Source organism: Streptomyces sp. NPDC101152 (assembly GCF_044768275.1).
Classification (GTDB): domain Bacteria; phylum Actinomycetota; class Actinomycetes; order Streptomycetales; family Streptomycetaceae; genus Streptomyces.
Genome location: NZ_JBIWPO010000003.1, coordinates 360,370 through 380,673 on the forward strand (window position 1 = coordinate 360,370; position 20,304 = coordinate 380,673).

The 20,304-nt window shown below is 71.7% G+C and carries 18 protein-coding genes; 13 read left to right on the plus strand and 5 right to left on the minus strand.

Features of this window, described 5'->3' with window-relative positions; translation table 11 throughout:
• Position 1 precedes the first annotated feature (1 nt).
• The 5 genes from ACIRVK_RS06165 to ACIRVK_RS06185 all read left to right on the plus strand — a co-directional run bounded on the left by ACIRVK_RS06165 (position 2) and on the right by ACIRVK_RS06185 (position 5,962).
• On the plus strand, positions 2-1,153 hold the full coding sequence (locus ACIRVK_RS06165; protein ID WP_404244218.1) for an ABC transporter ATP-binding protein: 1,152 nt from the start codon (positions 2-4) through the stop codon (positions 1,151-1,153).
• Positions 1,150-2,058 carry an ABC transporter permease gene (locus ACIRVK_RS06170; RefSeq protein ID WP_404244219.1) on the plus strand — a complete coding sequence of 303 codons (909 nt, stop codon included), beginning with the start codon at positions 1,150-1,152 and terminating at the stop codon, positions 2,056-2,058. The genes ACIRVK_RS06165 and ACIRVK_RS06170 overlap by 4 nt, the downstream gene beginning before the upstream one ends.
• A complete protein-coding gene (locus ACIRVK_RS06175) occupies positions 2,055-2,936 on the plus strand; it encodes an ABC transporter permease (RefSeq protein WP_404244220.1) in 882 nt (293 codons plus the stop codon). The genes ACIRVK_RS06170 and ACIRVK_RS06175 overlap by 4 nt, the downstream gene beginning before the upstream one ends.
• 37 nt (positions 2,937-2,973) lie before the next feature.
• Positions 2,974-4,374, plus strand: a complete 1,401-nt coding sequence (locus ACIRVK_RS06180) for a glycoside hydrolase family 28 protein (RefSeq protein ID WP_404244221.1) — start codon at positions 2,974-2,976, stop codon at positions 4,372-4,374.
• A gap of 82 nt (positions 4,375-4,456) precedes the next feature.
• The gene (locus ACIRVK_RS06185) at positions 4,457-5,962 is read left to right on the plus strand and encodes a glycoside hydrolase family 28 protein (RefSeq protein WP_404244222.1); all 1,506 of its coding nucleotides are present in this window, start codon (positions 4,457-4,459) and stop codon (positions 5,960-5,962) included.
• A gap of 14 nt (positions 5,963-5,976) precedes the next feature.
• Here ACIRVK_RS06185 and ACIRVK_RS06190 read toward each other — a convergent pair whose 3' ends face one another.
• Positions 5,977-6,882: an NAD-dependent protein deacetylase gene (locus tag ACIRVK_RS06190; protein ID WP_404244223.1), complete on the minus strand. Its 906-nt coding sequence runs from the start codon at positions 6,880-6,882 to the stop codon at positions 5,977-5,979.
• Positions 6,883-7,377: 495 nt separating this feature from the next.
• Here ACIRVK_RS06190 and ACIRVK_RS06195 point away from each other — a divergent pair, with 495 nt between their 5' ends.
• The 4 genes from ACIRVK_RS06195 to ACIRVK_RS06210 all read left to right on the plus strand — a co-directional run bounded on the left by ACIRVK_RS06195 (position 7,378) and on the right by ACIRVK_RS06210 (position 13,763).
• A complete protein-coding gene (locus tag ACIRVK_RS06195) occupies positions 7,378-8,445 on the plus strand; it encodes a S1 family peptidase (protein WP_404244224.1) in 1,068 nt (355 codons plus the stop codon).
• 222 nt (positions 8,446-8,667) lie between these two features.
• Positions 8,668-9,729 (plus strand): hypothetical protein, encoded by a 1,062-nt coding sequence (locus ACIRVK_RS06200; RefSeq protein WP_404244225.1) that lies wholly within the window; start codon positions 8,668-8,670, stop codon positions 9,727-9,729.
• Positions 9,722-12,391: a lectin gene (locus tag ACIRVK_RS06205; RefSeq protein ID WP_404244226.1), complete on the plus strand. Its 2,670-nt coding sequence runs from the start codon at positions 9,722-9,724 to the stop codon at positions 12,389-12,391. Before ACIRVK_RS06200 ends, ACIRVK_RS06205 begins: the two co-directional genes overlap by 8 nt.
• 28 nt (positions 12,392-12,419) lie before the next feature.
• Positions 12,420-13,763 (plus strand): S8 family serine peptidase, encoded by a 1,344-nt coding sequence (locus ACIRVK_RS06210; protein ID WP_404244227.1) that lies wholly within the window; start codon positions 12,420-12,422, stop codon positions 13,761-13,763.
• A gap of 33 nt (positions 13,764-13,796) precedes the next feature.
• Here ACIRVK_RS06210 and ACIRVK_RS06215 read toward each other — a convergent pair whose 3' ends face one another.
• Together ACIRVK_RS06215 and ACIRVK_RS06220 are read right to left on the minus strand one after the other, a co-directional pair.
• Positions 13,797-14,471 carry a L,D-transpeptidase gene (locus ACIRVK_RS06215; protein ID WP_404244228.1) on the minus strand — a complete coding sequence of 225 codons (675 nt, stop codon included), beginning with the start codon at positions 14,469-14,471 and terminating at the stop codon, positions 13,797-13,799.
• Positions 14,461-14,982 carry a SigE family RNA polymerase sigma factor gene (locus ACIRVK_RS06220; RefSeq protein WP_404244229.1) on the minus strand — a complete coding sequence of 174 codons (522 nt, stop codon included), beginning with the start codon at positions 14,980-14,982 and terminating at the stop codon, positions 14,461-14,463. The genes ACIRVK_RS06215 and ACIRVK_RS06220 overlap by 11 nt, the downstream gene beginning before the upstream one ends.
• A 90-nt stretch (positions 14,983-15,072) precedes the next feature.
• Between ACIRVK_RS06220 and ACIRVK_RS06225 the strand changes: the two genes are divergently transcribed.
• From ACIRVK_RS06225 to ACIRVK_RS06235, 3 genes are read left to right on the plus strand one after another with little or no spacing between them, the layout of a single operon-like run.
• Positions 15,073-15,534 carry a sigma-70 family RNA polymerase sigma factor gene (locus ACIRVK_RS06225; protein ID WP_404244230.1) on the plus strand — a complete coding sequence of 154 codons (462 nt, stop codon included), beginning with the start codon at positions 15,073-15,075 and terminating at the stop codon, positions 15,532-15,534.
• A complete protein-coding gene (locus tag ACIRVK_RS06230) occupies positions 15,531-16,199 on the plus strand; it encodes a hypothetical protein (RefSeq protein WP_404244231.1) in 669 nt (222 codons plus the stop codon). Before ACIRVK_RS06225 ends, ACIRVK_RS06230 begins: the two co-directional genes overlap by 4 nt.
• The gene (locus ACIRVK_RS06235; RefSeq protein WP_404244232.1) at positions 16,196-17,824 is read left to right on the plus strand and encodes a transglycosylase domain-containing protein; all 1,629 of its coding nucleotides are present in this window, start codon (positions 16,196-16,198) and stop codon (positions 17,822-17,824) included. Before ACIRVK_RS06230 ends, ACIRVK_RS06235 begins: the two co-directional genes overlap by 4 nt.
• A gap of 193 nt (positions 17,825-18,017) precedes the next feature.
• Here ACIRVK_RS06235 and ACIRVK_RS06240 read toward each other — a convergent pair whose 3' ends face one another.
• On the minus strand, positions 18,018-18,590 hold the full coding sequence (locus ACIRVK_RS06240; RefSeq protein WP_404244233.1) for a TetR/AcrR family transcriptional regulator: 573 nt from the start codon (positions 18,588-18,590) through the stop codon (positions 18,018-18,020).
• A 113-nt stretch (positions 18,591-18,703) separates the two neighbouring features.
• On the opposite strand from ACIRVK_RS06240, the gene ACIRVK_RS06245 reads away from it, so the two are divergent.
• On the plus strand, positions 18,704-19,588 hold the full coding sequence (locus ACIRVK_RS06245) for an SDR family oxidoreductase (protein ID WP_404244234.1): 885 nt from the start codon (positions 18,704-18,706) through the stop codon (positions 19,586-19,588).
• A gap of 136 nt (positions 19,589-19,724) precedes the next feature.
• Here the strand turns inward: ACIRVK_RS06245 and ACIRVK_RS06250 are convergent, their stop codons facing one another.
• On the minus strand, positions 19,725-20,165 hold the full coding sequence (locus ACIRVK_RS06250) for a DUF6299 family protein (protein ID WP_404244235.1): 441 nt from the start codon (positions 20,163-20,165) through the stop codon (positions 19,725-19,727).
• Positions 20,166-20,304: the final 139 nt, after the last annotated feature.

A 20,304-nucleotide genomic window follows, 5' to 3' on the forward strand; every position in this document is an offset into this window, starting at 1 on the left:
GATGACCACGACGAAGGCGTCCCCCGCCCCGCCCGCGGCCGAACGCCCCGGCTCCCAGCTGGGCGAGCTCCACCTGCGAGGCATCAGCCGGGCCTACGGCGCGCACACCGCGCTCAAGCCGCTCGACCTGACCATCAGGGGCGGCGAGTTCATCGCCCTCCTCGGTCCGTCCGGCTGCGGCAAGACCACGGCCCTCAACTGCCTCGCCGGTCTGCTCCCGCTGACCGCCGGGGAGATCGTCCTCGACGGGAAGCGGGTGGACACCCTGCCGCCGGAGAAGCGGGGCTTCGGCATGGTGTTCCAGAACTACGCCCTCTTCCCGCACCTGACCGTGCGCGCCAACGTCGCCTTCGGCCTGAAGATGCGCGGCGTCGGCAAGGAGGAGACCCGCCGCAGGGTCGACCAGGTGCTGAGCCTGGTCCGGCTGACCGAACACGCGCACAAGCACCCCGGGCAGCTCTCCGGCGGGCAGCAGCAGCGCGTCGCCATCGCCCGCGCGATCGTGATGGAGCCGCCGCTGGTGCTGATGGACGAGCCGCTGTCCAACCTGGACGCCGCCCTGCGGCTGCAGATGCGCAGCGAGATCCGCCGTATCCACCAGGAGTTCGGGCTCACCACCCTCTACGTCACCCACGACCAGGAGGAGGCGCTCTCGCTCGCCGACCGCCTGGTGGTGCTGCACGACGGCACAGTCAGCCAGATCGGCACCCCGGCCGAACTGTACGAACACCCCGCCGACCCCTATGTCGCCGGGTTCATGGGCTACCGCAACCTGCTGCCGCTGGAGGTCGCCTCCGCGGACACCGGGGGCGTCGTCGCCGCGGGCCGGGGGCTCACCGTGCGGGGCACTCCCGTCGGTGAACAGCCGCCGCGGGCGGGGCAGAACGTGATCGTCGCGATCCGCCCCGAGGACCTGCGGCCCGCCGAGGAGGGCGAGCAGACCGTCGCCGAGGCGGTGGCCGAGATCGTCGAGTACCACGGCCGCGTCCTGCACGTGGAGGCGGTCACCCGGCACGGTGACCGCCTCCACCTGAAGTCCCACCGGCAGGTCCACCCGGGTGACACGCTGCCGGTGGCCGTCGACCCGGAACGCGCCCTGGTCTTCCCCGAGGCGGACCTCCCGGACCTGCCCGACGAGGAGGCCACGCCATGACCACCATGGTGGCCTCCACCCCGCCGGCGCCGAGGACCGCACTGCGGCACCGGCTCGCCGAGCGCGGCGTGGACCGCATGCTGCTCCTGCTGCTGCCCGGTGCGCTCGCCGTGATCGCCCTGTTCCTGTACCCCTTCCTCTACGGCCTCCAGCTCTCCTTCCAGCCCGCCAAGGGCGGCGCGCTCGGCGCGTACCACCAGTTCTTCGCCGAGCCGTTCTCCCGCAAGTCGGTGTGGGCCACCTTCTCGTTGGCCGTGCCCGCCGCGCTGGTCAACGTCGGCGCGTCGGTTCCCATCGCCTATCGGATGCGCCGCGACTTCCGGGGCAAGCGGCTGCTGCTGGCCCTGCTGGTGGTCCCGATCACGCTGGGCACGGTGCTCACCGCCGAGGGCATCCTGGAGTTCTACGGCCCCTCCGGCTGGTTCAACCGGACCCTGCACCTGCTGGGGCTGGCCGACTCGCCGGTCAAGCTGACCATGAACTACACCGGAGTGCTGCTCTCCCTGGTCATCAGCGGCTTCCCCTTCGCCTACCTGCTCACCCACTCCTACCTCTCGGGCATCCACCCGAGCCTGGAGAAGGCCGCCTCCACCCTGGGCGCCGGCTGGTGGCAGCGCTTTCGGCACATCACCTTCCCGCTGCTGATGCCCGGTCTGATGACCACGTTCTGCCTGACCTTCGTGATGGCCTTCGCCGTCTTCCCGTCCGCGATGATGGTCGGCGACCCGAACGGCAAAACCCACGTCATCTCCATCGAGGCGTACGAGTCCGCCCTGCAGCGCTTCGACTACGCCCAGGGCTGCGCCGACGCGATGATCATGACGGTGCTGATGCTCGCCGTCATCGGCGCGGTCACGCTGCTGCGCTCCCGGCTGTACACGGGATCCACGGGAGGCAAGGGATGATCGCCGTACTCGACTCGGCCCCCGCCTCCGGCCTACGGCCCGAGGAGCCCCCCGCGCGGCGCCGCATCGTGATGCGGCCCGGGGCCTGGCTCACCTGGGCGGCGTTGGCCTTCTTCTTCCTCAACCTGCTCGGCGTCATCACCACCGTGCTGCTGAACTCCTTCGGCGGGCGCTGGTTCGACACATGGCTGCCCAGCGGCTGGACCAGCCACTGGTACAGCGACGCGTGGAAGGAGTTCCAGCTCGGCCAGGTGCTGTGGACCACGGTCGAGGTCTCGCTCGCCGTGGTGCTGGTCTCCCTGGTGCTCGCGGTGCCGGTCTCCTACGCGCTGGCCCGCCGGAACTTCCCCGGCAAGAAGCTGGTCACGGTCCTGTTCGTGCTGCCGATCCTGGTACCGCCGATCGCCTACGGCATCCCGCTGGCGACCGTGCTCTACAAGTTCCACCTGGCCGGCTCGGTGACCGGCGTGATCCTGGCGAACCTGGTGCCGTCCATCCCGTTCGTCGTCTTCACCATGACGCCGTTCATCGAGCAGATCGACCCCAAGATCGAGCACGCGGCGCGGATGTGCGGCGCCTCGACCTGGACCGTGCTGACCCGGATCCTGTCGCCGCTGCTGCTGCCCGGCATGCTCGCCGCCGCGATCCTGGTGCTGGTGCGCACCTTCGGCATGTTCGAGCTGACCTTCCTCACCGCGGGACCCACCAGCCAGACGCTGATCGTGGCGCTGTTCTCGGCCGTGAACTCGGCGGGCATCCGCTCCACGCAGTCGATCGACGCCATGGCCGTGCTCTACACCGCCTCCATGGCCGTCCTGCTGCTCGTCGCCCTGCGCTTCGTCAACCCGACCCAGCTGGTCGCCCGTTCCAGCGACTGAGTCCCTTCCTCATTTCCTGTCCGAGAGGCCGTCAACGATGACCGAGCCCACCCGTAGACAGCTGCTGCGTTCCGCCATCGCGCTCGGCGGTACGGTCGCCGTCTCCCCCGTCCTCGCAGGCCCCGCCTTCGGCGCCCCCTCGCCGCCCTGCGGGGCGGCCGACGCCGACCGTGCGGCCGACCGCGTCGTCGCCGGGATACGGCGCCCCGCGATCCCGCGCCGTGACTTCCCGGTGACCCGCTTCGGCGCGGTCGCCGACGGCACCACCGACAACACCGCCGCCCTGGCCGCCGCCGTCAGGGCCGCGCACCGGGCCGGCGGTGGCCGGGTCGTCGTACCGCCCGGCGACTGGGCCACTGGCCCGATCCACCTGCTCTCCCGCGTGGAACTGCACGTCGAGGCGGGCGCCACCCTGCTCTTCACCACCGACCCGGCCGTCTACCTGCCCACCGTGTACAGCCGCTGGCAGGGCATCGAGCTGATGAACTACTCCCCGCTGATCTACGCCTACGGCCGGCACGACATCGCCGTCACCGGCGGCGGCGTCCTCGACGGCCGGGCGTCGACCGCCGACTGGTACGCCTGGAAACCGCTGGGCGACGCCGACTTCAGCGCCTTCGAGGCCACCGTCAACGCGGGACTGCCGGTCGAGCGGCGCGACGGCACCCGGTACCACTTCCGGCCCGCCTTCGTGGAGCCGTACAACTGCCGGCGGGTGCTCGTCGAGGGCGTCACCCTGAAGAACTCGCCGTTCTGGTTCCTGCACCCCACGCTGTGCCAGGACGTCACCGTGCACGGTGTCACCGTGACCGCGACCGGCCCCAACACCGACGGCTGCGACCCCGAGTCCTGCGACGGCGTCCTCATCGACTCGGTGTCCTTCGACACCGGCGACGACTGCATCGCCGTCAAAGCCGGACGCAACGCCGACGGACGACGCGTCAACACCCCCAGCCAGAACATCGTCATCCAGAACTCGACCTTCGCGGCCGGCCACGGCGGCGTCACCATCGGCAGCGAGATGACCGGCGGGGTACGCGACGTCTACGCCCGCGACCTGACGATGACCTCGGCCGGCCTGCAGTCCGGGCACCGCCTCAAGACCAACTCGGTACGCGGGGGCTACATCAAGGGCACCCACGTCCACCGGGTGAACGTGACCGCCATCGGCGGCCCCCTCCTGCTGATCGACTACCACTACGGCGAGGGAGACACCGGCACCTACCCGCCCACCGTCACCGACATCAACCTCAGCCACTGGAACGTCACTTCGGCCATCCAGGGCTGGAACATCCAGGGCTACGCGAACGACTGCGTCGGCACGGTACGGCTCAGCGACATCACCATCGACAGCGCGCTGACCAAGGCGAACATCGCCACCGACGTGACGGACCTGGAGCTGACGAACGTCCTCGTCGACCACGTGCCCCAGTCCTGAGGAACCCTCACCGGAACGACCTCCCCCAGCGTCTGCCCGCCACACCGGCGGGCAGCTCGTCGCACCCGGAAGGAACCCGCACATGAGCCGCTCGACCAGAACGGAGCACCTTCCCGCGCCGCGCACCCGGCGCAGGCTCACCGCGGCCGCGCTGGCCGCCGCCACCGCCGGCCTCACGACCGCGGCCCTGCTGGCCCTGAACGCCACCACCGCCTCCGCCGCCCCGACACCGGCGCCGGCCACCGGCGACACCCGCACGGTCTCCCAGCCGAGCGTGCCGACCACCGTCTGCGCGCCGCTCACCAGCGGGCTGGCGATGTCCGGCCGCACCGCCGGCACGGCCGACGAGACCAACCCGCCGGACACCGCCCGCATCCAGGCCGCCCTGGACAAGTGCGCGCAGAGCGGCTCGGGCCAGGTCGCCGTCAAGCTGTCGGCCGCGGACGCCGGCCACACCGCGTTCCTCACCGGCCCGCTCACCGTGCACCAGGGCGAGGTGCTGCTGCTGGACAGCGGCGTGACGCTCTACGGCTCGCTGAACCCGGCCACCTACCAGGTCAGCGGCAAGCCGACGTGCGGCACGGTGGCCACGGACTCCGGCGGCTGCAAGCCGCTGATCACCATCGCCGGTGCCAACGCCGGTGTGGAGGCGGTCCGTTCGAGCAGTGGCGGCCAGGGCCGCATCGACGGCCGGGGCGATCTCGACCTCCTCGGCACCTCGACCACCTGGTGGAGCCTCGCCACGGACGCGAAGAACAAGGGCGAGAAACAGAACAACCCGCGCATGATCCAGGCCAACAGCTCCGACAACTTCACGCTGTACGACATCGACCTGGTCAACTCGCCCAACTTCCACGTCTACTACAGCGGCAACGGCTTCACCGCCTGGGGCGTCCGCATCAAGACCCCGGCGACCGCCCGCAACACCGACGGCATCGACCCGGCCGGCGCCACCAACGTCACCATCGCCGACTCCTACATCCAGGACGGCGACGACGGCATCGCCGTCAAGGGCGGCTCCGCGGCCTCCAAGAACATCACCGTCAAGGACAGCCACTTCTACGGCACCCACGGCATCTCCATCGGCTCGGAGACCAACAGCGGTGTCAGCAACGTCCTGTTCGAGAACAACACGCTCACCGGCACCGACAGCTCGGGCAACGCCGGCGGCAGCAGCAACGGCATCCGCATCAAGTCCTCGCCGGCCAACGGCGGGACCGTCAGGCAGGTCACCTACGACAACACCTGCCTCACCAAGGTGAAGTACCCGCTGGTCTTCGACACCCACTACTCGAGCGGCACCGGCTCCTCCACCCCGTACTTCACGGACATCCTGGTGAACGGGGTCAGGTCCACCGGTTCCGTCTCCGGCGCCACGTCGACCTTCGTCGGCCTGAACTCCACCTACCCGCTGGGCCTGACGCTGGAGAACGTCAGCCTGGACGCCACGGCGTACACGGCCTCCTACGCGAACATCGGCCTGTACAACAGCGACATCACCCCGTCCGGCACCGGCGTGACCACCAGCCCGGTGAGCGGCAGCGGCTCCGTACCGTCCTGCTCCTTCCCGGCCTTCCCCGGCCTGTAGGCCCCGGCGCGGGCTCAGGCCCCGAGCGCCACCTCGTCGTCGACGGCGATGCCCAGTCGGCCTGCCACCGTGGTGAGGGCCGCCCCGAGCGGCAGGCCGACCCGGGTGACCGCGTGCCGGTCGCCCCGGGTCACGTCCCGGTTGATGATCAGTACGGGTTTCCCCGCCTGGGCGGCCTGGCGGACGAACCGCAGTCCGGACATCACCGTCAGCGAGGAGCCGAGGACGAGCAGTGAGTCCGCCGCCTGCACGAGGTCGCGGCACTGTGCGACCCGGTGGCGCGACACCGTCTCGCCGAAGAACACCACGTCCGGCTTGAGGACGCCGCCACAGAGGGTGCAGGGCACGACCCGGAAGTCCCCGACCTGGTCGTCGGTGAGGTCGGCGTCACCGTCCGGGTTCATACCGGCGGCGACCGGCGCGAAGGCGGGGTTGGCCTCCTCCAGTCGCCGGGCGAGCTCCTTGCGCGCGACGAGGACGCCGCACCCGAGGCAGACCACCCGGTCGAGGCTGCCGTGGAGTTCGACGACGCCCTCGCTGCCGGCGGCCTGGTGCAGCCCGTCCACGTTCTGGGTGATCACGCCGGAGAGCAGCCCCCGCCGCCCGAACGCGGCCACCGCCCGGTGCCCGGCGTTCGGCCGCGCCCGGCCGAAGGCCCGCCAGCCGAGGTGACTGCGTGCCCAGTACCGCCGCCGTGCGTGCGCGCTGTCGGTGAAGTCCTGGTAGAGCATCGGGGTGTGCCGGCTCAGGCTGCCGCCCTCGCCCCGGTAGTCGGGGATGCCGGACTCGGTGGAGAGGCCCGCACCGCTGAGGACCAGTACCCGGCCGGCCGCCAGCGTGTCGACGACCGACCGCAGGTCCGTCGTGCTCGGCGGCAGGTCCTCGGTGGGGGTCCAGCTCAGAGTGGGGCGCATGCGCATAGCGCCAGGGTACGAAACCCGGCGACCGTCCGGATCGGCCGTGATGTCGTCCCCTGGCAGGGGGGCCGGAACCGGCATTGCCACGTTTTTTCACTTCCGCGAAGCGTGTTTGACCGAAGTGGCCCTGACCTGCGCGCTCGGGGCGTCCGGTGCCAGAACAGGCGGTCCGGAAACCGAACGGGACCGCTGCCCACCGGCCAGCCTGGCGCGCGGGTCGAGGGGGCGGATTGGTGTGCGGGACGGCCGTCGTGCGGTGTCCCGTGCCTGGTCAGGTGGGCCGACCCGTCCTGTCTCCCTCCGGAGGTGGAGCGCCCGGGCGCCTCAAGGGTGCGGCTGGAAAGGTGCCTTGTGGGGGTGGGCGGTGCATGGCGATACTCGGCGACGCTTCTCTTGGCATGGTCACGCCAGCAAAGCAATTGGCTTCATGCCTTCCCCCTCGATCCCTCCGGTCCCGCCTGCCCAGCGGGCGGGACGCCCCCCTCAGGAGGCTCCCTCGTGACGAACCGTCCGACTCCCACCGCCCGCATCACCCTCGCGGGCACCGCCGCGGCGGCCCTCGCCGCCACCGCCGTACTGCTGCCGGGCGCCGGCGCGGCCACCGCCGCACCCGCCGCACCGGCCCACCAGGCGAGGGCCGCGGCCGCCCTCGCCGCCCGGCTCGGCGACCGCGCCGCCGGCTCCTACTACGACGCCGCCTCCCGGCGGATCGTCGTCGACATCACCGACCGGTCGGCGACCCGGCAGGTGCTGGCCGCCGGTGCCGTCCCCAGACTCGTGCCCTACTCCACGGCCCAACTGCACTCCGCTGTCGCCACGTTGGCCAAGCAGGCCCGGATCGCCGGCACCGCCTGGTCGATCGATCCCCGGCAGGACAAGGTCGTGGTCACCGCCGACCCCACCGTCACCGGGGCGAAGCGCACCCGGCTGAACGCGGCGCTCAAGGCGCTCGGCGGCAAAGCCGTCCTGCGCCACGCGGCCACCCCCTTCAAGCCGCTCGTGGCCGGCGGTGACGCCATCTGGGGCAGCTCGGTGCGCTGCTCCCTCGGCTTCAACGTCACCGTGAACGGTGCCCCCTACTTCCTCACCGCAGGACACTGCGGCAACGCCTCCTCGAGCTGGTCGGACTCCCAGGGCGGCAGCGAGGTCGGCCAGACCGTCGACTCCCAGTTCCCCGGCACCGACTACGCCCTCGTGCAGTACGACGACTCCAGTTCGTCGCCCGCCAGCGAGGTCGACCTGTACAACGGCAGCACCCAGCAGATCACCGGCGCCGCGGACGCCTACGTCGGCGAGTCGGTCCAGCGCAGCGGCAGCACCAGCGGTCTGCACGGCGGCTCGGTCACCGGCCTCGACGCCACCGTGAACTACTCGGAGGGCTCCGTCTCCGGCCTGATCGACACGAACGTCTGCGCCGAGCCCGGCGACAGCGGCGGCGCCCTCTTCGACGGCTCCTCCGCGATCGGCCTCACCTCGGGCGGCAGCGGCGACTGCAGCTCGGGCGGCGAGACGTTCTTCCAGCCGGTGACGGCGGCGCTCAGCGCGGAGGGCGCGACGATTCCGTAGCCGCGCCAACTCCCTTGGGTGGCCGCTCACTTCAGTGAGCGGCCACCTCGCGGACGCGGCGTGTACGACCAGCGGCGCCGGCATGTCAACCGCCCAACTCCCTTTTCTCCCTAGGGATTCAGGCTCGGGACGGCAAATTGTTACCGAGGCGTAGCGGATGTCCATCCGGTACCTCTAGGCTCCGGCCGTCCCCCGGGCACCACGAAAGGGTCTGGCATGCTCATGATTCGCCGAAGAATCCGCGCCGCGCTCCTGACGGCCGTGGCCCTGCTGCTCGGTGCGGTGGCGTCACCCACCGCGCACGCCGCCGACGTCGGCGGCCGGACGCTGGCCGGCGTGTCCGGGACCGGCATCCACAACACGTACGACGACAAATCCACGTACACCTACCTGGCGAACGCGCTGGACACCGGCACCTCGCTGGTCGAACTCGACACCTGGCACAACGTGTTCAACGGCAAGTGGGACGTGAGCCACAGCAACCCGCTGGGCAGCAACAACAACTGCGTCCAGGCGTCCACGGCCGCCGATCTCTACACCGGCGACCGCAACCAGAACCTCGACAGCTGCCTCGACGACATCCGGATCTGGCTCCAGGCCCACCCCACGAGCCACCCGCTCATGGTGAAGATCGAGATGAAGAACGGGTTCTACGACACCCTCGGCATGAACCCGACCGAGTTCGACTCCTACGTCAAGGCGCACCTCGGCAGCGTCCTCTACACCCCCGCCGACCTGCTCACCAAGAGCGACGGCACGAAGTACGCGGACCTCGACACCGCCGCCCGCGCCGACAACTGGGCCGATTACGGCTCACTCGCGGGCCGTGCGATCGTGGAGATCATCCCCGGCACCTTCGAGCAGTCCGTCAGCCCCGCCTCCTCGTGGTCGGACGTGGTCTACGCCCAGCACCTGAAGGACCTCGCCGCCGCCGGGAACATCAGCCAGGCGGCGGTCTTCCCGAGCGTCCTCGGCGCCCAGGCCGTCGACCCGCGCACCCGCTACAGCGACACCACCCTGCGCCCCTGGTTCGTCGTGTTCGACGCGGACGCCGGCGCCTGGGTCGGTGACGGCAACACCGAGTGGTACAACACCAACCACTACCTGACGGTCGTCACCGACGCCTACGACGTCTCCCCCGCTCTCAGTTCCTCCGCTCCGTCGCTCGCCGACGCCCAGGCCCGGGTGGCCCAACTCGCCGCCGACGGAGCCTCGTACATCTCCACCGACTGGATCACCGCCCCGGCCAACGCCGTCCTCAGCGACGTGCTGACCCGTGGCTGAGACCAGGCGCCCCCGCGCGCTCCTGCGGACCCTGACCACGGGTGCCGCGGCGCTCGCCCTCGCCGTGTCCGGCCAACTGGCCGGCGCGGCAGGGTCGGTGGCCGCCACGGCCGACCCCGCGTCCTCGGTCGACCCCTACATCGGCACCGGCTCCAACAGCGACTTCAGCGCCGGCAACACCTTCCCCGGCGCCGACGTGCCGCACGGCATGCTCCAGTGGTCCCCCGACACCACGTCACGCCCCAAGGGCGGCGGCTACGACTACGCCGACTCGGCGATCTCCGGCTTCAGCCTCACCCATGTCTCCGGCGTCGGCTGCGATGCGGCCGGGGACCTGCCGATCCTGCCCGTCGTCGGCGCGCTCGGCTCGGACCCCGCCTCCACGACGGAGTCCTTCTCGCACTCCGACGAGCAGGCCTCGCCCGGCAGTTACTCCGTCAGCCTGGGCAACGACACGAGCACGGCGCTGACGACCACCACGCACGCCGGGATCGGCCAGTTCACCTTCCCGTCCTCCACCCAGGCGAACCTGCTCCTCAAGGTGCAGAACACGCAGACCCCGTACACCTCCTCGACGCTCGCCCTGAGCGGCGGCGACACGGTGGCCGGGTCGATCACCAGCACCGGCTTCTGCGAGGACACCACCCCGGTCACGCTCTATTACGCGATCACCTTCGACCATCCCTTCTCCGCCTCCGGCACCTTCAGCGGCGGTGAGTACCTGACCTTCGACACCACGAACAGCAGGACCATCGAGGCCCGGGTCGGCATCTCCTACACCTCGGTCACCGAGGCCGCGGCCAACCGGGACGCCGAAGTGACGGGGAAGACCTTCGCGGCCGTCAAGTCCGCGGCGGCGTCCGCGTGGAGCACCGCGCTGTCGAAGATCGCCGTCACCGGCGGTACCTCGGACCAGCGCACCGTCTTCTACACCGCGCTCTACCACGCCTCGCTGTTCCCGTCCGTCATCAGTGACGTCGACGGCTCCTACCGGGGCTTCGACAACGCTGTCCACACGGTCGGCAGCGGCCACGCGGCGAAGTACGCCGACTTCTCCACCTGGGACACCTACCGCTCCCAGGCCCAGCTCACCGCGCTGCTCGACCCGTCGGCCGCCTCCGACATGGCGCAGTCCGTCGTCGACGACTACCAGCAGGGCGGCACCCTCACCAAGTGGGGCATGGAGACCGCCGAGACTCACATCATGGTCGGCGACTCCGCCGTACCGCTGCTCGCCGGCTACCACGCCTTCGGCGCCCGGAACTTCGACACGGCGACCGCCCTGTCCGCGATGGTCAAGGAACAGACCACGAACACCGACGTCACCCCCGGTGTGACGTATCTCGACTCGTTCGGCTACCTGCCCACCAACTCGCTCTACGGCTGCTGCCACGAATACGCCACGGTCTCCACCCAACTGGAGTACGACACCGACGACTTCGCGCTGTCGGCGTTCGCGGGCGCGCTCGGCGACAGCGCCACCCAGAAGCGGTTCCAGGACCGGGCGCAGGACTGGGAGAACATCTACAACGCGTCCTCCGGCTACATCCAGCCCCAGCACTCCAACGGCCGCTGGATGGACGGCTTCAACGCCAAGCTGATCACCGGCACCTCGTCCAACGACTTCGCCGAGGGCGACGCGTTCACCTACACCCCGATGATCCCCTTCAACCTCGCCAAGCTGGCGTCCCTGGAAGGCGGCAACGCGTCGATGGCGTCGTACCTGGACAGCGTGCTCGGCGGGTTCCAGGGCCTGGGCAGTGTCATCGGCACCCAGTCCAACATGGGCAACGAGCCGAGCATCGGCCTGCCCTGGGAGTACGACTGGGTCGGCGAGCCGTACAAGACGCAGTCGACGGTACGGGCCGTCCAGGACCAGCTCTGGACGAACGCCGCCGGCGGGCTGCCCGGCAACGACGACCTCGGCGAGATGAGCGCCTGGTATGTGTGGTCGGCCCTCGGCCTGTACCCGGAGATCCCGGGCACCGCCGACCTGGCCATCGGCAGCCCCATGTTCACCTCGGCGGTCGTCACGACGGGCAGCGGACACACGCTCACCGTCAACGCCCCCGCGGCGGCCGACGGTTCGCCCTACGTCCAGTCGCTCACCCTCAACGGCGGCACCTGGAACAAGGCGTACGTCCCGGCGTCATACCTGACGGGCTCCGCGGAGCTGGACTTCACGCTCTCCTCGTCGCCGAACACCGCCTGGGCCACGACGAGTCCGCCTCCCTCCTACGACGGCACCCCGGGCACGGGGATCGCCCAGCCCAGCGGCCCGCTCACCGAGACCGCCACCGGCAAGTGCGTGGACGACGCAGGTGCGGGCACCTCGAACGGCACCGCCATCCAGATCTACACCTGCAACGGCACCTCCGCGCAGACCTGGAAGGTCGTCCCCGACGGCACCCTGCAGGTGCTGAACGACTGCATGGACGTGACGAACGGCGCGACCACCGCCGGCACGAAGGTCCAGCTGCACACCTGCAACGGCACCCAGGCCCAGCAGTGGCAGAAGGACGCGTCGGGCGAGATCGTCAACCCGGCCTCCGGCCTCTGCCTCACGGATGCGAGCAACGGCGCCACCAACAAGACACAGTTGACGATCGCGGCCTGCGCGGGCAGCGCCGGCCAGCGGTGGACGGTCCCGTCGGCCGCGTGACCAAGCCCCTCCAGTCGAAAGGTTCGTCATGAGATCTGTCATGGTCACCTCGTTACGGCGCCGTGCCCTGCTCACCACGACCGCGGCCGCCCTGTCGGCCCTGACCCTCGCGGTCCTCCCGGGCTCGGGCGCACCCGGCGCCACGACCCCGGCGGCGTCGGCGGCCTCGACCCGCACCGTACGGTCGCCGCAGGACGTCCTCGGGCAGCAGGCGCTGAACCCGGTGTTCAGCAGCCCGGTGAGCACCAGCGCGTGCCGCAAGCAGATCAACCGCGGCTGCTACTCCCCGCTCCAGTACGACAAGGCGTACGACCTCTCGCCCCTTTACGCCGAAGGCATCACCGGCAAGGGCCGCACGATCGTCATCACCGACTCCTACGGCTCGCCCACCATCCAGCACGACCTGGAGGTCTTCGACAAGCAGTGGGGGCTGCCCGACACCCAGGTCGACGTGCTGAAGTGGGGCGACGTCCCGGCCTTCGACTACACCAACGCCGACATGAACGGCTGGGCCGACGAGACCACCCTCGACGTCGAGGCCGCCCACGCGGTGGCGCCCGGCGCGCGCATCGTCCTCGTCGAGACCGGCGTGTCGGAGACCGAGGGCCCGGTGGGCATCCCCGAGATGCAGAGCGCCATCAACCACCTGGCGAAGGAGGGCAAGGGCGACGTCGTCTCCATGAGCTGGGCCACCAGCGAGGCCCGCTTCCCCGGCTTCGACCTCGGCGACTACACCAGCCTCACGACCCTGCGCTACGGCTTCCAGGCGGCCGCCCGGCACGGCGTCACCCTCACCGCCAGCTCCGGCGACAGCGGCGGCCACGCCAACCGGCTGGACGCGGCCTGGCCGGCCGGCGACCCCCTCGTCACCGCGATCGGCGGCACCGAGCTGTACCTGGACGACGCGGGCAACCGCCTGAAGCCGGACGCGGCCTGGTCGGGAAGCGGCGGCGACCTCTCCAAGGTCTTCTCCCGCCCCTCCTACCAGAACCCGGTCGCCTCGGTGGTGGGCCCGCACCGCGGCACGCCGGACATCAGCATGGCGGCGTCCCCGGACGGCGCCCTGTGGCTCTACTCGTCCTACGACCCGACCCGCACCGGCTGGACGGCGGGCGGCAACGGCACCAGTGAGTCGTCGCCCCTCTTCGCCGGCGTCGTGGCCCTCGCCGACCAGCTCGCCGGCCACCGGCTGGGCCAGGTCGACCGTCTCCTGTACCGCCTCTACGGCCACCGGAACACCGGTCTGGTGGACGTCACGACCGGCAACACGGGCGCGGGCGGCTTCACGGCGGGGCCGGGGTACGACCAGGCGACGGGACTGGGGACGGTGGACGCGACGAGACTCGTCCATGCCCTGGCCGGACGGCGCTGACCCGGCGGGGCACTCATGACTCCCCGGTAGTCCTCAGGCGAAGGGTCCGCCCCCGACGGCCGCCGCCGGGGCGTGACCCTGGACGGTGATCACCGAGCCGGTCCGCAACCGGTCGTACAGCCACTTGGCGTCGGCCGTCCGCAGGCCGATCCAGCCGGACGTGACGTCGAAGGCGCCGGGCGCCGTCTCGTCGGTGGTCATGCCGAAGAGGGCCGTCGTCCTGCCGTCGCCCGCGCGGAGCCGGATCACCCAGAGCACCTTGTAGCGGTGGTCGCGCGGCCGGCCGACCTCCGCCCCGGACACCAGGGCGGCGGGAGTCCTGGAGACGACGGTCAACCGTCCGGTCGGGGTCGGAGTGTTCGCGCCGCCGGACGAGACGGGCATGCCCCGGCCGTCGGCCACGACCACCAGCTCCCGTGTCGAGAGATCCACCCTGACGTCGGGCGCCGGCTGAGCGCTGCGGGCGCTCGTCGGGCGGGCCGCCGGCGCCTCCTGCTGCCGTTCGGGGCCCGCCCCGCCGGGGCTCAGCACCAGCGCCAGAGCCACGGCCGCCACCGCGGCCGTCCCGCCGAGGGCCGCGATCGCACCGCGCCGACGCCTGCGCCTGCGCCGCTCGGCGAGGTGGCGGATGCCGGCGCCCGGGACCGGGGGCAACCGCTCGGCGGACCGGGCGAGTTCCCGCAGGCCGGTGTCGAGGTCATCGGACACGGTCGTCCTCCCTCTCCCCGAACTCCCCGTCCCCGGTGCCCAGCTCCCGCGCCAGCGCGGCCCGGCCACGGGACAGCCGGGCCTTGACCGTCCCCACGGGCGCACCGGTCTCGGAGGCTACCTGCTCGACACTCAGGTCGCACAGGTGGTGCAGGACCACCGCCCTCCGCTGCGCCTCCGGCAACCGCCGCAACGCCGCCACCAGATCGGCGAGATGGGCGTGCCGCGACTCGGGGCCGGGAGTGCTCTCGGGCGGCGGCGTGCGGCGCACCAGCTCCAGCCACCGTCGCGCCCGCCGCCACCGGCTCACCGCGAGCCGCATCGCCGCGGTCCTGACCCACGCCTCCGGAGCCCCGTCGGCGAGGAAGTCCCGGCGCCGGTCCCAGGCCCGTACGAACGCCTCCTGGACGACGTCCTGCGCCTCCCCGTGGTCCCCGGTGAACGCGTAGAGCTGGCCGGTCAGCCGGGGGAACGCGGCGGCGTAGAACGCGTCGAACTCGTCCTCCGTCATTTCCTCTTGCGTCCCTTGCAACCCGGTGGTCCCTGCCATGCGTACAGGTCCCGTACGTCGCACATCGAAACACACGGCAGGGGAATCACGATGACCAGCACCAGAGCCAAGTCCTCCCACTCCCCCACTCCTCGTGGGGACTTCGCGGCCTACGCCACCGAAGTCTGGCCCCGTCTCCTGCGCACCGCCCGCCTGCTCACCGGCGACGCGGACGCGGCGGCCGACCTGGCGCGGGCGGCGCTGGCGGAGACCTACGCGCGCCGACGGCGCGTGCCGCGCAACGACGCCGACTTCCATGTGCGGCGGACATTGGTACGGCTGCACGGCCGCCGCCGTTCGACCCGGCGGCCGCGCCGGCTCACCGCGTTCGGGCGGGCGCTCGCGGAGCTGCCGGTCCGGCAGCGGGTGGTGCTCGTGCTGCGCCACGGCGACGGACTCGACGAGTCGGAGATCGCCGACGTGCTGGGCTGCTCGCAGGGCGCGGTGACGTCGTACGCGCGGCGGGGGCTCGCCGCCCTGAGGACCGGGTCCCTCCCGGAGGTCGGCCCGTGAACCGCGTCGAGGTACGCCAAGTGGACCTGGGCCGGGACGAGTTGCGCGAGGCGTTCGCGGCGGAGGTGCGTGATCTGGTGTCACCGCCGGTACCGCTGGCGGAGATCGAGCGCGAGGGGCGGGCGTGGAGAAGGCGGCGGCGGGTGCGGCGGCTGGCGGCGGTCGCTGTGCTGCTCGGGGCGATCGCCTACGTCGTCGTGCCGCGCGTGACCGCGAGGACGGCCTCGGGAGCGTCGACGCCCTCCGCCGGTTCGGATTCGACCGTACGGGTCGTCGCGGCGGGCGAGCACGTACGCCCTGTGCCCGGCGTGGAGTTGTGGCTGACGAAGGAGGGGGAGCACTCCTCCGCGCTGCCGGGGCTGGTCATGGCGCCCGCGGGGCCGGCCGGCCACCGGGCCGTGGTGAACATGGAGTTCCTGGGGATGGGCGACCGCTATCTGATGACCGGCACCTACCGGGGGCCGGTGCCCGCGGCGCGCGTGACCCTGCGCACGCCGTCCGGCACGACCACCGGCACCCTGCTCGCCCTCGCGGGCAGCACCGGGTGGAGCGCGTGGTACGCGACAGGTGAAATCCCCAAGGACAGCCGGCGGTTGCTGGATTCACGGGTCACGATCCAGGACGCACGGGGCGGGGTCCTGGCGCAGGGCGGGGTGAGCTGGTGAGCAGCAGTACGACCGGGGTACCCCGCGCCACCGACGAGAAGCCCGCACGCCGTCGTCGCCGGGTCCCCTTCCGGGTCCGCACCCGGCGCCGCCGCGCCCGCTGGATACGCCGCGCGCTCATCGCCGTACTGATCCTCCTCCTGGGCCTGTGCACCGCGGTCTTCGTCGCCTACCGGCTGACCGTCATCCCCGCCCCGCACCCGGAGACGGTCGTCCAGAGCGCGGTGTTCCTGGACGCGAGCGGCCAGTACCTGGGCCGGCGCGGCCCGGTGGACCGGCAGGACGTGCCCCTGTCCCAGGTGCCGCGCGAGGTGCAGGACGCGGTGATCGCGGCGGAGAACCGCTCCTTCCGCACGGACTCGGGCGTCTCGCCGAGCGCGATCCTGCGGGCCGCCTGGTCCACGCTGAGCGGCGCCGAACGGCAGGGCGGTTCGACGATCACCCAGCAGTACGTGAAGAACGCGCTGCTCAGCCCCCAGCAGTCGCTGTCCCGCAAGGCGCGCGAGGCTTTGATCGCCGTAAAGCTGGACCGGACCCGCTCCAAGGACACCATCCTGGAGGGGTACCTGAACACCGTGTACTTCGGCCGGGGCGCCGCCGGCATCGAGTCCGCGGCCCGCAACTACTTCGGCGTCGACGCGAAGAACCTCAGCCTCTCGCAGGGCGCGGCCCTGGCGGCGATCATCAACCTGCCGTCGTACTACGAACGGGTGGGCGCGGACCCGAAGGTGACGGCGACGCTGCAGAAGCGGTGGGCGTGGGTCCTCGACGGCATGCGCGGCGCGGGCACGATCACGGCCGCGGAGCGGGCGTCGGCCCTCTTCCCGGCGTTCCGTTTCTATCCGCCGGGCGGCACGGACGGGCAGCGCGAGTACCTCATCGACGCGGCGGCGGCCGAGGCGGCCGACCGGCTGGGCATCACCCAGGACCAGTTGGCGCGGGGCGGGTACACGGTCCGTACGACGTTCGACATCGAGGCGCAGGACGCCATCGCGCAGGAGGTGGGCCAGGCTCCGCCGGCCGCCAAGGGGACACGCCTGCACACGGTCGTCGTCGCCATGGTCCCCGGCGACGGCGCGATCCGCGTCCTCTACGGCGGCGCGGACTACGCCAGGCAGCCCTTCAACGACGCCCTCGCCGGGGCGGTGGAGGCGGGCACCGCCCTCACTCCGCTCCAGGCCACCAAACCGGGCGTGGTCGCCGCCTCCCTGGTCAGGACGGCGACCCCGACCCCGCTCAAGCTGGCCTCGGCGTACGCGACGGCGTCGGCTCAGGGAAAGTACGCGAAGCCGTACACGGTCGCGAAGATCACCCGCGGGGGCCGCACCCTGTACACGGCCCGCCCCGACACCCGCGACCTCCTGCACGCGGGCACCGCCCATCCGGTGGCCACCGGCGTGACCACCTACACCGGCGGCGCGGGCTCCGGCCCCGCCACCACCCGAACTCTCTGGCACACCGAGGCGGACAGCCGGCTCTCCGTCACGATGGCCCTGTTCGCGGAACACCCGGCGAAGGGCAAGAAGGCGGCGACCCCGGCCCCGCTGCCCGACCCGCCGGCGGCGAAGGTGTTCGCGGCATGGGTGGTGGAGCGGGTGCGGAAGGAGGTGGCGGGCGGACGGTGAGGTCGCCGGCCGGCTGTTTCCTAGTGCCGCGGCAGGCAACGTCTGCCCGGTAAGGAGCGGCGTCCGGGGCGTCCTCCATCGGCGTGCCGGACGGAATGCCCCGTTGATGGACCGGACGTACTTGGGGTTTCGGCCGGTGCGGCGAGAGGGCGCCCCGGACGCCGCGACGGGGCGAACGTCGCCTGCCGCGGCACTAGCCGAGTGCGGCTGCCGCGGTTCGCAGTTCGTCGAGTGCGTGGCGCGCCAGTTCGGTGAGCGGCTGCCGGCAGGTCGGATCGGCCCACTGTTCGAAGGCGTGGTGGAAGGCGCGGATGCCGAGGTCGGCGGCGAGGCTCGCGGTCGGCTCCGGCACACCGCGCCCGTGGAGCGCGTCCGCCATGGCCTGCGCGAGCCCGGCGCGCTTGAAGGCGGCGCGCTCCCGCAGCTCGCTGTGGCCGGCGATGACCGGGCGGAGCCTGGCGCCGAACGCACGGCGGTCCTCCGTGAAGGTGGCCGCGAGGGCGTCGAGGGCCGCACCGACCGCCGCGAGGGGCGTGGCCGGCTCGGGTGCCTCGGTGATCGCGTCGGCGAGCAGCCGGGCGTGCAGGTCCTGGCCGGCGAAGAGCACTTCCCGTTTGTCGGGGAAGTGCCGGAAGAAGGTGGTCTTGGTCAGACCCGCTCGATCGGCGATCTCGTTGACGGTGGTCGCGTCGTAGCCCTGTTCGGTGAACAGGTCGACTGCGGCGCGCACCAGCCGCTCCCGCGCGTTGGGTTCCCATCGGGCCATGCGCACAGCCTAAGTGATGTGACTTGGTACCGTCACATCGGCTAGGGTGATGTTACTTAGTCACATCACTTGGAGTCGCCCGAGTGCGGCTCCCCCGTTCCTGGAGACCCCTCATGCGTGTATTCGTCACCGGTGCAAGCGGTCACGTCGCGTCGGCCGTGGTGCCCGAACTGATCCAGGCCGGACACGAGGTCCTGGGTCTCGCCCGGTCGGACGCCTCGGCCGCCGCCGTCAAGGCCCTGGGCGCCGAGGTGCGCCGCGGTGACCTCGACGACCTGGACGGCCTGCGCAGGGCCGCGGACGACACGGATGCGACCGTCCACCTCGCGTTCGACCACAGCGCCATAGCCGCCGGCACCTTCGCCGCCGCAGTGGCCGCCGATCTGGCCGTGGTCAGGACTCTCGGCGAGGCGCTGGCCGGCACGGGCAAGGCCCTCGTCGGCATCGGCCTGACCCCCACCGGCGACCCCGCGCGCGACGCGGCCATCGCCGCCAACCCGCGCTCCGCCGTCGCTCACGAGATCGCCGCGTGCACCGAGCGCGGCGTACGGACCGTGCTCGTCGCGATCCCGCCGGTCACCCACAGCACGCGGGACAGGACCGGCTTCATCCCGAGGCTGATCAGGATCGCGCGCGACACGGGCGTCTCAGGCTACGTGGGCGACGGCGCCAACCACTGGCCGGCCGGTCACGTCCTGGACGTCGGCCGCCTCTACCGTCTGGCGCTGGAGAAGGCTCCGGCCGGATCGCAGCTGTACGGCGCGACCGAGGAGGGCATCACGGTGCGGGAGATCGCGGAGACCATCGGCCGCCGTCTCGGCGTGCCGGCCGTGAGCATCCCGGCCGAGCGGGCCGCGGACCACTTCAGGTCCTTCCCGTTCATGACGCTGGACATCACGATACCCAACGCGGACACCAGGCGGTTGCTGGACTGGGAGCCGGTCCACCCCGGTCTGATCGCCGACCTCGAGGACGGCCACTACTTCACCACCGCCTGATGCCCACCCGCCCATGGCGGGATCAGAGGGTGAGGACGAGCTTGCCCTGGAGGTGACCGCCGTCACGCGCACCGTCGCCGCGCACCCGCAGGTCGTCCTGGGGGTGTGCGGTCGTGGCGGGGCGGCTCCGCGTCGGTCATCTCTGCGTCAGGACGATGGTCTGGCGCTGCACGGCGTGGAAGCGGGGCAGGGGCAGGCCGCCCAGGGGGTGCAGTTCCATGACCGTGGCCTCGATGTCGGCAGCACCCGGCTGGGCCGGCTCCGGGGAGGGCTTGCCGGTGTTCGCCCAGCGGTGCTCGACGCCGTCGCACAGGGCACGGCTGCCGCCGATTCCGTGACGGACGGTGGAGGAGCCCTGGCTCAGGGACGAGCTGACGAAGACCGGGCCGGTGTTGCCGACACAGCTGTAGGTGCCGGAGAGCGTGACGGTGCCGTCGGGGGCGATGGTGCCGGTCGGGTCGACCGTCAGGGTCTCGGACGGGTCCGCGCTCGCCGGTACGGCGGTGGCGGCGAGCGGGAGCAGCCCGGCCGCCAGGGTCGCGAGGGCCACGGCGGGGCGCGGGGGGAGCTTGGGCATCGGAAACCTCCTGAAGGTGGGGCTTCCACTGGTACCGGGCGCGGGCGTCCGTGGCCGTGATCGTCACTCCTTCGGTGGCGAGTCCACATCGACGGTCGTGGAACCGTCCGGGTGTTGTCCGCGTGTTGTCACGCTTCTC